Origin of the sequence: Aliidiomarina maris, assembly GCF_003987335.1 — a bacterium.
In the GTDB taxonomy this organism is placed as follows: Bacteria; Pseudomonadota; Gammaproteobacteria; order Enterobacterales; family Alteromonadaceae; genus Aliidiomarina; species Aliidiomarina maris.
In genome coordinates, this window is record NZ_PIPK01000001.1 from 118,859 (window position 1) to 131,639 (window position 12,781).

Sequence of the window (12,781 nt, forward strand, 5' to 3'; positions counted from 1 at the left end):
AAGGTCGATGCACTAAATCTAATACAGAAACATCAAACTTCAATAATGAATTAAGACTTAATTAAGTTAAGTGAGATTAAACTAACTAAAAAGCTGAGGTTTGTACAACCACTTGTTTCGAATGACTAGATTGGTTTTATTGATATGGCGCAAGCGGCCAATAAAAAAGCCCCTACTTCACAGTAAAGGCTTTCAACTGAGCGTAACAATCCGTTATGCGTCGTTGTCACTTTGATCCATTTTCGCCCAACTATCGCGTAAGCCCACTGTGCGGTTAAACACCAGCTTACCTTCTGCCGCAAACTCACTGTCGACACAAAAGTAACCGGTACGCTCAAATTGGTATCCCGCTTCCGGCGCCGCAGATGCAAGTGAAGGCTCTACTATGCCTTGCACAATTTGCAAAGAGTTCGGGTTCAGCGCATCGGCAAACACCGCTTCCGCCGCAGGGTTTGGAACCTGGAAAAGGCGGTCATACAAGCGGATTTCCGCAGCCACTCCTTCACTGGCTGAGACCCAGTGAATGACGCCTTTTACTTTACGGCCGTCAGCAGGATCCTGACCTAAAGTATCAGGGTCGTAACTACAGTATACGGTAGTCACATTGCCCTCAGCATCGCTGTCAAAGCGTTCTGCTTTGATGACATAGGCATTGCGCAAGCGTACTTCTTTGCCCAGCACCAAACGCTTAAACTTCTTATTCGCGGACTCGCGGAAATCTTCACGCTCGATGTAGACTTCACGGGTAAATGGCACTTCACGTTGACCCATCTCTGGCTTATTTGGATGATTCGGCGCCACCAAGGTTTCAACCTTGTCTTGCGGGTAATTTTCAATCACGACTTTAATCGGATCCAAAACGGCCATTGCGCGGGGCGCATTTTCATTTAAGTCGTCGCGGACACAGGCTTCAAGGATACCCATTTCGACTTGGTTATCCATTTTGGTCACCCCGATGCGGTGCGCAAATTCACGCATTGATGCTGGGGTATAGCCGCGTCGACGCAAGCCTGCAATGGTCGGCATACGTGGATCGTTCCAACCTTCGACATGCCCTTCCACCACTAAATCATTCAGTTTACGCTTACTCATTACCGTATATTCAAGGTTCAGTCGCGAAAACTCAATTTGCTGTGGGTGGCATTCAATGCTGATATTGTCCAGCACCCAATCGTAAAGACGACGGTTGTCTTGGAATTCAAGGGTACATAGCGAATGGGTAATACCCTCTAAGGCGTCCGAAATACAATGGGTGAAATCGTACATCGGGTACACGCACCAAGTGTCACCGGTTTGATGATGATGCACATGACGAATACGATAAATAACTGGGTCGCGCATACACATGAACGGTGACGCCATATCAATTTTGGCGCGCAAACTACATTCACCTTCCTGATACTTACCGGCAGTCATATCGGCAAAATGCTGCAAATTATCCGCCACTGCAGTATCACGATATGGGCTATTGGTGCCTTTCTCGGTCAAAGTTCCACGCATCGCCCGCATATCTTCTTGCGACGAGAAATCGACATACGCCAAGCCTTTTTCAATCAGCTCAATAGCGAAGCCGTGTAAGGCGTCAAAATAGTCTGAAGAAAAGCGTGGCTTACCTTCCCATTCAAAACCAAGCCACTGCACATCTCGCTTAATCGAGTTGATGTACTCTACGCTCTCTTTCAAAGGGTTGGTGTCGTCAAACCGTAAATTACACTTACCTTGATAATCTTGCGCAATACCGAAGTTCAATACGATCGATTTCGCATGGCCAATGTGTAAATAGCCGTTTGGCTCAGGTGGAAAACGTGTGTGCACGCTTGCGTGCTTACCTGAGGCTAAATCCTGGTCGATAATTTTACGAATAAAGTTGCTTGCTCGAGGCGCGCTATCTGCCATGAAAAATGGTCTCCGACTACCAAAACTGTCTAAGTCACAAAAATGATTGATATGATCGCAACAAAACGCTTCGCTTACAAGCCGAAAAAGCGCAGATATCGGCGCATTTGCTGCTGTGCTGTGGTTAACCCAATCGGTTTAAAGTAAATCCGTGTGCCTGGCTGTCGCTGCGCTAACGCAAAACCATCTAACGGCAGGATATTACCTACTTTGGGGTAACCGCCAAGGGTCTGGCGATCATTCAGCATCACTATCGGTTGCCCATCTGGCGGAATTTGCACCGCGCCATAACTCAATGGCTCGGACAACAATTCTATGGCCGGGCTAGTAATCGCTTCGCCTTGCATGCGAGCGCCCATTCGGTCACTGCGCTTGTCTAACTCAAAGGGTTGGGTCAGCAATTGCTGCCAGGCACTGCGGCTAAATTTTTGTTGCTGATAACCTGGAATAATATGGATGGTCAGTGCGCCGCTATAATCCGGCATGAAGCGTTGCGGTAATTGCCTTGCAATGCCCTCTTCGTGCTGCATCGCCACCGGCAACATATCACCTTCATGCAATGGCTCACCATTGCCATGCACGCCGCCAAGCTGATCGCGCGGCACAGTGGCGCAACTGCTAAGTTGAGGCTTCACCTGAAAACCACCTTTCACGCCTAAATAAGCGCGAAAACCTAAACGCGGGTAACCAAATTTAAGCTTATCGCCGACACATACCCATACACTGCGCCATGGCACCTGCGGACGACCATTGATGGTTAAGTTTAAATCCCCGCCAGTGAGCGCAATCATGCAGTTGGTGCGCGCTTCAAGCTCAAGCCCACCAGCGGTTATCTCCAGCACGCTGGCACTGGCAGGGTTATCCAATAAGCGGTTGGCCCAATTTGCTGCAAGCGCGTCCATAGGGCCACCATGGGTAACTCCAATATGTTCGTAACCGAAGCGCCCCGGGTCTTGTACCAACGCAAAAAAGCCTTTTTTTAAGACCCGAAATCCAGTTGCTATCTCTTTCATCAGTGCGCTGCCTTCCATGCTGCAATATCATTTTCGGCGATCGCGACAAAGCGTACACGGTCACCGACTTGTAACGGCGTCATCGGTTCGCTGTCAGGATCAAACCAGCGTATTGGGCTATAACCTAATATATGCCAACCACCAGGCGATGCTTGCGGGTAGACGGCAGTTTGTTGTCCTGCAATGGCGACACTACCGGCAGGCACTTGCTGGCGAGGGGTCGCTCGGCGCGGTAATTGTAGCTCGGCTGGCAACGTACCCAAATAGCTAAACCCAGGTGCAAAGCCTAATGCGTACACCAAATACTCAGCGCTACTATGGGCTTGAATCACATCCTCTTCGCTTAATCCTGTTTGCTCGGCCACATAGGCTAGGTCTGGGCCATGCTGGCCGCCATACACCACAGGAATATCGATACTGCGCTGACTCTCCGGCTGCGGCGCGATATCGTCTACCTCGGTAATTGCCCGCTCGAGTAGCTGCTGCAAATCATACATTCGACATTGGCGCGGGTCGTAGTCAACCAGCAGCGTAGTATAGGCAGGCACAGCCTGGGCAACGATATGCCCATATTGAGTTAATAAGTGCTGGCGTAACGCTTGCAAATAAACAGGCAAGTTCGGATTCAACTGATCACCAAAACGGATCAGCAGTGCGTTGACTCCTGCAATTTCAAAGCTATAAGGCGGGCGGTTAACACGCATTGGGTCATCCCTTTGATAAAAAATCAGGGCCGACCCTAATGGTCAGCCGAATTATGATGGGCCTTGTAACATGTGGCGAATGGCTTTCACTGCCGCCAAAGCCGCCTGATTATCGCCATGTACACATAATGTGTCGGCAGCTAGCGCAATGGTATTCCCAGTCGCTGTTGTCACTTGTTGCTGCTCTGCAATAGTCTTTGCTTGGGCAACAATGGCGTCTAAGTGTTGATGTACAGCGCCTGGCTGATCGCGTGCAAGCAATTGACCATTATCAGCGTAAGCCCGGTCTGCAAAGGCTTCGAAACGTAACGTTAAACCTGGATAGTCGCCGCTCGCGACTTCATCAATGAAGTGAGTGCGATTGGGGTTGGCTAACATCACTAAAGCTAACGGCGTTGGATAATCACTTACGGCCTGATATATCGCGCGGCGTGTCGGCTCATCATTCATCATTGCATGGTACAGCGCACCATGCGGTTTAACATACCCGACCTGTGCACCCTGTGCTTGCGCAACCCCTGCAATCGCAGCAATTTGATACAGCACAGTGGCGTACACCTGGTCGGCACTTAAGCCCATCGGACGGCGTCCAAACCCTTGCTTGTCCGGATAACCGGGATGCGCGCCTATTTCAACCCCATGCTGCTGAGCCAAGCGTACCGTGCGCAATAAAGTATCGGGGTCTGATGCATGCATACCGCAGGCAATATTAGCCTGGTCTATCAGCGGCATAATATCGGCGTCCAACCCCATCGACCAAGCGCCAAAACTTTCGCCTAAATCGCAATTTAGTTTCAACATTTATGCTTCACGTTTTTGTGAGAACTGCGCCTGTGTGCGAATAAACGCATACAAACCAAAGCCAACCGCCACTAACCATAGAGTAGGCTGGGCTAAAAACCAATGTCCGTGCTCGAAGTAAATCGCCACCGAAGCAATGATACCGAAGGACACTAACGCTGTGGTCACATACACCACTGGCACTGCAAGCTTTTGCACGCGGTCAAATTTCAACAACCCCGCTAAGCAACCAAAAATAATACCGATGGCGATGGGCATAAATACTCCATGCCAATTCAGCCCAGTACTCGCAATCAGGTTGGCTAAGTCTTGTGGGTCACTGAGTAAGAAAATCATCCCGATAGGCGCAGTCACTGCTGCAATGGTCTTTTGTATATTCATAATCATCGCTTCAAAGCTAAGGAGTTACTATGATGCCAAAGGCTGAACAAAATACAAAGCCGACTATGGTCGCAGTCGGCTTTATTTGATTTCGGCATCGTTACAAGACACTAACTCAAAGGCTAAAATAGCTTGCGCATCCAAGTCAATGGAATGCGACGCATCACAAAGCCAAGCGGTGCCCATGGCCACCAAGGCACTGCAGCACTTGGCACTTCCTTCTCGATACTCTTTACCATCGCCCGCACCCCAGGCACCGTATCTATCATAAATGGGGTGTCTTTGACCTTATCATTCAGCTCAGAGCGAATATACCCAGGCATGATACAACTGACTTCAATCGGTTTGCGTAGTACGTCAGAGCGAATGCCCTCAGTCAATGACTCAAGCCCTGCTTTGCTTGAGGCATAAGCCGTCATCGCCCCTGGCATCCCACGCACTGCACTCATCGATGAGATGGTCACCAAATGACCCGCGTTTTGCTCTCGAAACACCGCCATCGCCGCTTCACACTGCGCCAATGCTGCAATGTAATTGGTCATCGCCGTTTGTTTGTTGGCATGAAAACCGCCCTTGCCGATACCAACGCCTTTCCCCATACCCGCATTCACAATAAAACGGTCAATGTAACCCATTTCCTGCTTAAATTCCTCGACCACACGAAACACCGCATCGTGATCATTGACATCCAGTGCTTTCACCAGCACTTGAATGCCCGGATACGCTTGTTCCAGCTCATGTTTTAATGCATCTAAACGCTCGGTGCGTCTGGCACACAAGCCCAAATTGCGGCCCTTGGCGGCAAATTGGCGTGCCATTTCTTCGCCCAAGCCAGAGCTTGCGCCGGTAATAATGATATTTTTACGTAACGTTGGCATGATCAATCCTGTTCTGTGTCCATAGATATAAACGACTTAGCGAGCCGTCAGCAGGTGCGCCTGCTTGCCGCTAAAATGCATGTGTTCGTTCAAGCTAATCAGTTGCGGTGCTCGCCCTGCCCGCCAACCCAACTTAGTCAGCCCTGCATTCACCAAACGCCAATTAAGCTCAAGGGCTGCACGTGTATCCAATTGCATGAGCTGCTTTGCCACCATACTGATAGGCCCACCGGAGGTAACCACCAGCATGCGATCTTGGTTATGTTGATGTACTTTTTGCAGCGCTTGTTTCACCCGTGTTTCAAAGGCGCTAAACGTTTCAGGGTACAGGGTTTGCTCCCCTGCTGCTGTCTGATGTGTGACCCAGCGAGCCATCGCTGCACTAAAGTAATCGCTAAATGCTGCTTCACGTTGCGCGACCGCCGTTTCGGGAATGCTGTCCATCAACTGTGCTAACGGCCCCGCATGCCGCGCATGCGCTTGCAACACTGCCAAGTGATCAAACTCATTCCATGCCGGGTCTTCATACACGCTAGGTAGCGAAGCATGACCGCCTGCTTGCAGCCCTTCCAGCAAGGCTGTCACACTTTGCCGTTGACGCTTTAAACTACCGTGAAAAATAAGCTTGGGCACCTTGCCCTGTTGTGCCAGCCAGCGGCCGTTGAAACGCGCTTGTTCCTCGCCTACTGGGCTCAGTTGGTCATAATCGGCGCTGTAAAATGATGCTTGGCCGTGACGCATTAAATAAATACTTGGCATTAACGTCGCCCTTGGCGTTGGTGCGCGCGCATCACCTTGCGACAGCGCCAGTGTAAGTAATGCACTAAGAACCAAAAATTTTTAAATGCTTTATTGCGTGTTTGCCCATGGTGATAGCGATAGTAGATTTGCTGCACGATAGCTGACAAACGAAATAATCCGTACACTTCGTAGAAGGCAAAGCTATCGACTTCAACCCCAGCTTTGTCACAGTAATACTGAATTATTTGCTGGCGTGTCAGCATGCCTGGTAGATGTGTGGGTTGGCGCCGAATTGAGCGTGCAATCGGGTCATCATCCGCCTGAGTCCAATAGGCCAGCATGTTGCCAACCTCCATCAGCGGGTCACCAATGGTGGCTAACTCCCAGTCTAACACCGCTAAAATATCGGTCGCGTCATTTGGGTTCAGAATCAAATTATCCAGGCGATAATCGTTGTGCGTCATACACAGACGCTCAGTCTCAGGCATGTTCGCTCGCAACCAATTTATAATACGTTGGCCGGATGGGACATTCCAGGTACGCGCCTGCTGAAAGCGTTTTGCCCAACCTTCAATCTGGCGCTGCGCATAACCTTCGCCTTTACCGAACTCCTGCAAGCCTGAGTTATGAATGTCTACTTGATGCAGCGCCACCAATTTATCCAACATGGCATAGCACAATTGCTGCGCTTGGCTACTGCTCAAATTTAGTCCTTTGGGTAAATTTTTCCGCGGAATCACCCCTGCAATGCGCTGCATCACGTAGAAGTCGGTGCCAATCAGCTCAGGATCAGCGCAATAGCCCACCATCTCTGGTACCCATGGAAATACCTCACGCAACGCTTTTTGCAGCCCATATTCACGTTGCATATCATGGGCTGAGCGCGCCTTCGTGCCAGCCGGCGCTCTTCGCAACACATAATCATGGGCTGGTGTGCCGTAATCCAATCGGTACGTCCAGTTTGACGCACCACCGGTAAACTGAGTCACTTCAGGTTCACCTTGTAAACCCTCAACCTTGCCTTGTAACCATGCCGTAACTGGCGCAGGATCAAAGGCCTCGGCACTGCGGACTTGCTGCCCTTGGTCAATCACAGAGTTCATTCACCACCTCCTTGGCGATAACGTTTTAGCTCGGTTCTAGTCACCATTGCACGATGCACTTCATCCGGGCCGTCGGCTAAACGCAGCGCACGCGCCACCGTATATAAAGCGGCGAGCGGCACATCATTACTCATACCGGCGCCGCCATGCATTTGAATCGCATCATCGACTACTTGCTGCAGTACGTTGGGCACCACCACTTTAATACCTGAAATTTCACTCATCGCGTGGCGCACGCCCAAGCGATCAATTTTATCTGCCGCACTTAGGGTATAAAGCCGCGCTTGGTCAATAGCCATGCGGTGCTGCGCGATACGCTCCGCGTTACCGCCAAGTTCAATCAAAGGTCGCCCAAAGGCTTGGCGAGCCATTGCGCGTTGAATCATTAAACTCAACGCACGTTCTGCTGCGCCTAACGCACGCATGCAATGGTGAATGCGGCCAGGGCCTAAACGCCCTTGGGCAATCGCGAAGCCCATTCCAAGATCACCAATCACCTGCGACTTGGCGACCCGCACATTATCGAAGACCACTTCGCCATGGCCATAAGGCGCATCAAAGCTGTTAAAGGCTGGCAACATGCGTTGTATTTTTACCCCTGGGGTATTCAGCGGCACTATCACCATAGAGTGACGCTGGTGCTTGTCGGCTTGTGGTCGCGACAGCCCCATGACAATTGCAAATTGCGCGTCTGGGTGGCCTAACCCTGTGGACCACCATTTACGCCCATGAATCACCACCTCGTCGCCTTGCTCGACAATAGTCGCTGCCATATTGGTCGCATCGGAAGAGGCGACCTCGGGCTCTGTCATGCAGAACACGGAGCGTGCTTCGCCTGCTAATAATGGGACTAAATAGTGTTGCTTCTGGGCGTCACTGCCAAAGTGGTACAAAACTTCCATATTGCCGGTGTCAGGCGCATTACAATTAAAAATCTCCGGTGCTATCAGGCTATGCCCCATCATTTCAGCCAACGGTGCGTATTGAATCGTACTGAGCCCCTGACCAAGTTCTGCATCCGGTAAAAACAAATTCCACAGCCCTGCCTCACGCGCTTTGGCTTTGAGTTCAGCTATTTTGGGGTGCAACGACCACTGTCGCCAATCGCCATGTTCATTGACATGATTCCACTGGTGATATTCAGCCTCAAAGGGTTCAATATGTTCGCGCATAAACGATTGAATACGTTGGCTAAATGCTTGCGTTGTTGAATCCTGCTCAAAATTCATGGTCAGACCTCTGCTGCGTGTTTACTGCATCCTACTGCCATTGACTTAATGAATGAAGTGAATTTCATTAACGTGTAGACTTGAATTCTATTCATGTTATTACGGAGACATCATGGATACCCAACAGCGTTTTAATCAACTCGACTTAAATTTATTGCGGGTATTACGTGAAGTGTATATTCAGCGCCAATTGAGCTTGGCGGCTGATCATTTGGCATTGTCAGCTTCTGCAGTAAGTCACGCATTGCGGCGCTTACGTGATTACTTTGACGACCCCTTGTTTGAGCGCCATGGCCGGCGCTTGGTGCCCACCGCCTTATGTGCCAGCATCGCGCCTACGTTGGTGGAGCACTTGGATGCCATGCAAACGTTATTTGCAAGTCCGCAGTCGTTCAACCCTCATCAAGCACAGGTCACATTTAAGCTTGGTATGCCTGACGCTCTCGAAGCGACGCTATTGCCCGCGTTGCACCATTACATACAGACACAGGCGCCTCACTGCCAACTGCGTAGCGTACCTTTTGTGCGTGAACAGGCCAGTGAGTTATTGGCACGACGAGAACTTGATGTGATTATTGACGTTGCGCGCCCTGTTGCAAGCCCAGTGCAACATCAGCGTCTGATCCAAGATAAACTGATGATATTGAGCGCACAACCGGTCACTTTGTATAGTGCAACTCAGTATATTGAACAACAGCACATAGCCGTGTCGGGTCGCGCACACGGTATCGTGTTAGAAGATATAAGCTTTTTACAAGCAGGGATAGAGCGCGACATTGTGATGCGCTGCCAAAGCTATCAAAGCGCAGCGCAAATTGTTGCCCAAAGTCAGTTGTGTTTGACCGCACCGAGCTCGGTTGCCGTGCGCTTGGCCGCCCAGTACCAGTTGCACTTACAGGCATTGCCGTTTACCCAGCCAGCTATTGACCTGCACCTGTACTGGCATCAGCGCGACCATGATAACCCAGCCAACGTTTGGTTACGCCAAACGTTGGTGGATATTGCGCGGGACTAAAAACGTAGGTTGACGCCCATGCTATAGGTCCATTCGTCATGGCTTTGGCCAAATAATGGCTCGCTTTCATTGCTATAGCTCATGTCTAACGTCAGTGAAAACAAACGTGTGACACGGCTGGTGATACCCACATTGACGATACTGCGAATGTCACTGACGTCACTGGCTTTGGGTTGTACATAGAAACTTGCGGCGAGCTCGGCGTTATCGCTCAGTTGATAGCGGGAATTGAGGTAAAAGTTAAAACGCCAGTCTTCACGGCTCACTTCAACGTTGGCGCCGGGCACCACTCGGCGCTCTTCGTACATCACACCCGCACCGAAATACCCATGAATAAAGCGTTGATCAACACGAAACCTTGCGTTGGTACCCGCTAACTGGCGACGATAGTCGTCATTCAGTGGTTCATCTTGATGCTGTGCAAATAGCTCCCACGCGATAGTTTCATCAAGCTGTCGAGTGTGGCGTACATGGACAAATGAGTCACGCGAGAAGGTTGTGCCCTCGGCACTCGAACGATTTAGCGTGAACAATAGCAAATTACGCACTTGCAGGTCGTCACGGTTCCATTGCACACCACCATTCAGGGCTAGCTTGTCTTCACGAATATTTCCGCGCTTGCCGCTAAACGTTAAGGTACTGCTCGAAGCCCACCCTGGTTTAGTTTCATCCATGCGCATTTCTTCGATGTTAATAATTGCTTGAGCAGGTAAGCTGGCAAGCGAAAGAAGCCCAATTGCTGGCCAAATTAAAGCATACTTCATGTTGCACCTTAGCTTTTATTCACGTGCCCTCGTCCGCTGAAACCACGTTTTTATTCAATTTTTAGGTGAAAAAAAGCGCTTCCGAAGAAGCGCTTAGATGAAAGCTTTCGCATTCGGAACAAGCTTACCAGCCAGTCTTCTCGCGTAATGCTTTACCGATATCAGCCAAGCTGCGTACAGTTTTTACGCCAGCTGCTTCAAGGGCTGCGAATTTCTCGTCAGCGGTACCTTTACCACCTGCGATAATTGCACCGGCATGGCCCATGCGCTTACCTGGAGGCGCAGTTACACCCGCAATGTAAGAAACCACTGGCTTAGTTACATTGGCTTTGATGTACTCTGCCGCTTCTTCTTCAGCTGTACCGCCGATCTCACCGATCATGACGATAGCTTCAGTTTGCGGATCTTTTTCGAACATCTCCAGGATGTCGATGAAGTTAGAGCCAGGAATTGGGTCGCCACCGATACCAACACAGGTTGATTGGCCGAAACCTTCGTCCGTAGTCTGCTTAACTGCTTCATAGGTCAAAGTACCAGAACGTGAAACGATGCCCACTTTACCTGGCTTATGGATATGACCTGGCATGATACCAATCTTAGACTCACCCGGCGTGATCACACCTGGGCAGTTTGGACCGATCATACGTACGCCTTTGTTATCCAAGTACTCTTTCACGTACAGCATGTCGATAGTTGGAATACCTTCGGTGATACAAACGATCAATTCGATACCCGCGTCAGCCGCTTCGATGATAGAGTCTTTACAGAAAGGTGCAGGCACATAGATAACAGTCGCGGTTGCGCCAGTCTTTTCGACGGCTTCTGCAACTGTATTGAACACTGGCAAACCTAAGTGAGTCTGACCGCCTTTACCTGGCGTCACACCACCGACCATTTGCGTGCCATATGCAATCGCTTGCTCAGAGTGGAAAGTACCCTGACCGCCAGTAAAACCCTGACAGATGACTTTAGTGTCTTTATTAATTAATACGCTCATGCCTGGCCTCCTGCAGCTTCAACTACTTTCTGTGCTGCGTCAGTCAGACTGGTAGCAGCGATAATGTTCAGGCCGCTTTCTTTCAGCTTCTCAGTACCTAGTTCTGCGTTGTTACCTTCAAGGCGAACAACCACTGGTACTTTTACGCCGACTTCTTCAACCGCACCGATGATACCTTCTGCGATCATGTCACAACGAACGATACCGCCGAAGATGTTAACGAACACCGCTTTCACGTTGTCGTCAGACAGGATGATTTTGAACGCTTCAGAAACGCGCTCTTTGGTTGCTCCGCCACCAACATCAAGGAAGTTAGCTGGCTCGCCACCGCTTAACTTAACGATGTCCATAGTACCCATCGCCAAGCCAGCACCGTTGACCATACAGCCGATGTTGCCGTCAAGGGCTACATAGTTCAGTTCGAACTTCGCTGCATGCGCTTCACGAGAATCTTCCTGTGAAGGGTCGTGGAATTCTTTGATTTTAGGCTGACGATATAATGCGTTGCTATCGATGTTGATTTTGCCATCTAAGCAGTGCAAGTCGCCTTTGTCAGTCACAACCAATGGGTTGATTTCTAACAACGCGAAATCGTACTGTTCGAACATTTTCGCAAGGCCTAGGAAAATCTTGGTGAATTGCTTCACTTGCTCAGGGTTCAAACCTAGCTTGAAGCCAAGCTCACGACCTTGGTAAGGCAATGCGCCAACCGTTGGGTCGATAATTGCTTTTAAGATTTTCTCTGGAGTTTCTTCTGCAACTTTCTCGATTTCCACGCCACCTTCGGTCGAGGCCATGAAAACGATTTTGCGAGTTGCACGGTCAATCACAGCACCCAAGTAAAGCTCTTGAGCGATTTCAGTGCAATCTTCCACTGAAATTTTGCTTACTGGCTGACCATTTTCGTCTGTTTGATAGGTCACTAAGTTTTGACCTAGCCACTTATCCGCAAAGCCACGAACTTCGTCCAAGCTTGAAACCAGCTTCACACCGCCCGCTTTACCGCGGCCACCAGCGTGAACCTGACACTTAACTACCCACTTGTCGCCGCCAATTTTTTTGGCTGCTTCAACAGCTGCATCCGCTGAGTCTACCGCTTCACCATTTGATACTGGCAAACCGAACTCACGAAATAGCTGCTTTGCTTGATACTCATGCAAATTCATGATGCTTTTTCCATCTGTTCATTCAAAATGAAAGCAGCCGTAGCTGCTTACCCGAATTTCGCGTCGGATTATAAGCCCTTGGACGCAAAAATA

The 12,781-nt window shown here is 49.9% G+C and carries 13 protein-coding genes; 1 reads left to right on the forward strand and 12 read right to left on the reverse strand.

Going from position 1 to position 12,781, the window contains the following annotated elements:
* Positions 1-213: 213 nt before the first annotated feature.
* The 9 genes from glnS to CWE07_RS00600 form a co-directional block, all read right to left on the reverse strand.
* Complete coding sequence (glnS, locus tag CWE07_RS00560) at positions 214-1,896, reverse strand: glutamine--tRNA ligase (RefSeq protein WP_111567987.1); 1,683 nt, start codon at positions 1,894-1,896, stop codon at positions 214-216.
* 74 nt (positions 1,897-1,970) lie between these two features.
* A complete protein-coding gene (locus tag CWE07_RS00565; RefSeq protein WP_157983190.1) occupies positions 1,971-2,909 on the reverse strand; it encodes a 5-oxoprolinase subunit C family protein in 939 nt (312 codons plus the stop codon).
* Positions 2,909-3,613 (reverse strand): 5-oxoprolinase subunit PxpB, encoded by a 705-nt coding sequence (gene pxpB / locus CWE07_RS00570; RefSeq protein ID WP_111567989.1) that lies wholly within the window; start codon positions 3,611-3,613, stop codon positions 2,909-2,911. The genes CWE07_RS00565 and pxpB overlap by 1 nt, the downstream gene beginning before the upstream one ends.
* A 51-nt stretch (positions 3,614-3,664) precedes the next feature.
* The gene (locus CWE07_RS00575) at positions 3,665-4,411 is read right to left on the reverse strand and encodes a 5-oxoprolinase subunit PxpA (RefSeq protein WP_198679873.1); all 747 of its coding nucleotides are present in this window, start codon (positions 4,409-4,411) and stop codon (positions 3,665-3,667) included.
* Between the two features lie 3 nt (positions 4,412-4,414).
* Entirely contained in the window at positions 4,415-4,795 is a 381-nt protein-coding gene (locus tag CWE07_RS00580; protein WP_126818947.1) for a hypothetical protein, read from the reverse strand.
* A gap of 122 nt (positions 4,796-4,917) precedes the next feature.
* Entirely contained in the window at positions 4,918-5,673 is a 756-nt protein-coding gene (locus CWE07_RS00585; protein ID WP_111567992.1) for an SDR family oxidoreductase, read from the reverse strand.
* Positions 5,674-5,709: 36 nt separating this feature from the next.
* Positions 5,710-6,432: a histidine phosphatase family protein gene (locus CWE07_RS00590; RefSeq protein WP_111567993.1), complete on the reverse strand. Its 723-nt coding sequence runs from the start codon at positions 6,430-6,432 to the stop codon at positions 5,710-5,712.
* Complete coding sequence (locus tag CWE07_RS00595; RefSeq protein WP_111567994.1) at positions 6,432-7,517, reverse strand: phosphotransferase family protein; 1,086 nt, start codon at positions 7,515-7,517, stop codon at positions 6,432-6,434. Before CWE07_RS00595 ends, CWE07_RS00590 begins: the two co-directional genes overlap by 1 nt.
* The gene (locus CWE07_RS00600; protein WP_111567995.1) at positions 7,514-8,746 is read right to left on the reverse strand and encodes an acyl-CoA dehydrogenase family protein; all 1,233 of its coding nucleotides are present in this window, start codon (positions 8,744-8,746) and stop codon (positions 7,514-7,516) included. The genes CWE07_RS00595 and CWE07_RS00600 overlap by 4 nt, the downstream gene beginning before the upstream one ends.
* A gap of 112 nt (positions 8,747-8,858) precedes the next feature.
* Between CWE07_RS00600 and CWE07_RS00605 the strand changes: the two genes are divergently transcribed.
* Entirely contained in the window at positions 8,859-9,761 is a 903-nt protein-coding gene (locus CWE07_RS00605) for a LysR family transcriptional regulator (protein ID WP_111567996.1), read from the forward strand.
* Here CWE07_RS00605 and CWE07_RS00610 read toward each other — a convergent pair.
* The 3 genes from CWE07_RS00610 to sucC all read right to left on the reverse strand — a co-directional run bounded on the left by CWE07_RS00610 (position 9,758) and on the right by sucC (position 12,688).
* Positions 9,758-10,525 (reverse strand): DUF481 domain-containing protein, encoded by a 768-nt coding sequence (locus CWE07_RS00610; protein ID WP_111567997.1) that lies wholly within the window; start codon positions 10,523-10,525, stop codon positions 9,758-9,760. The two genes, CWE07_RS00605 and CWE07_RS00610, sit on opposite strands and share 4 nt — an antisense overlap.
* A 124-nt stretch (positions 10,526-10,649) precedes the next feature.
* On the reverse strand, positions 10,650-11,522 hold the full coding sequence (gene sucD / locus CWE07_RS00615; protein WP_111567998.1) for a succinate--CoA ligase subunit alpha: 873 nt from the start codon (positions 11,520-11,522) through the stop codon (positions 10,650-10,652).
* Positions 11,519-12,688: an ADP-forming succinate--CoA ligase subunit beta gene (gene sucC, locus CWE07_RS00620; protein ID WP_111567999.1), complete on the reverse strand. Its 1,170-nt coding sequence runs from the start codon at positions 12,686-12,688 to the stop codon at positions 11,519-11,521. The genes sucD and sucC overlap by 4 nt, the downstream gene beginning before the upstream one ends.
* Between the last annotated feature and the right edge of the window lie 93 nt (positions 12,689-12,781).

Excerpts from the sequence above, each read along its gene's own strand:
- pxpB (WP_111567989.1), bottom strand. The coding sequence starts at position 3,613 with ATGCGTGTTAACCGCCCGCCTTATAGCTTTGAAATTGCAGGAGTCAAC.
- CWE07_RS00600 (WP_111567995.1), bottom strand. The coding sequence starts at position 8,746 with ATGAATTTTGAGCAGGATTCAACAACGCAAGCATTTAGCCAACGTATT.
- glnS (WP_111567987.1), bottom strand. The coding sequence starts at position 1,896 with ATGGCAGATAGCGCGCCTCGAGCAAGCAACTTTATTCGTAAAATTATC.
- sucD (WP_111567998.1), bottom strand. The coding sequence starts at position 11,522 with ATGAGCGTATTAATTAATAAAGACACTAAAGTCATCTGTCAGGGTTTT.
- CWE07_RS00590 (WP_111567993.1), bottom strand. The coding sequence starts at position 6,432 with ATGCCAAGTATTTATTTAATGCGTCACGGCCAAGCATCATTTTACAGC.
- CWE07_RS00610 (WP_111567997.1), bottom strand. The coding sequence starts at position 10,525 with ATGAAGTATGCTTTAATTTGGCCAGCAATTGGGCTTCTTTCGCTTGCC.
- CWE07_RS00580 (WP_126818947.1), bottom strand. The coding sequence starts at position 4,795 with ATGAATATACAAAAGACCATTGCAGCAGTGACTGCGCCTATCGGGATG.
- sucC (WP_111567999.1), bottom strand. The coding sequence starts at position 12,688 with ATGAATTTGCATGAGTATCAAGCAAAGCAGCTATTTCGTGAGTTCGGT.
- CWE07_RS00605 (WP_111567996.1), top strand. The coding sequence starts at position 8,859 with ATGGATACCCAACAGCGTTTTAATCAACTCGACTTAAATTTATTGCGG.
- CWE07_RS00565 (WP_157983190.1), bottom strand. The coding sequence starts at position 2,909 with ATGAAAGAGATAGCAACTGGATTTCGGGTCTTAAAAAAAGGCTTTTTT.
- CWE07_RS00595 (WP_111567994.1), bottom strand. The coding sequence starts at position 7,517 with ATGAACTCTGTGATTGACCAAGGGCAGCAAGTCCGCAGTGCCGAGGCC.
- CWE07_RS00585 (WP_111567992.1), bottom strand. The coding sequence starts at position 5,673 with ATGCCAACGTTACGTAAAAATATCATTATTACCGGCGCAAGCTCTGGC.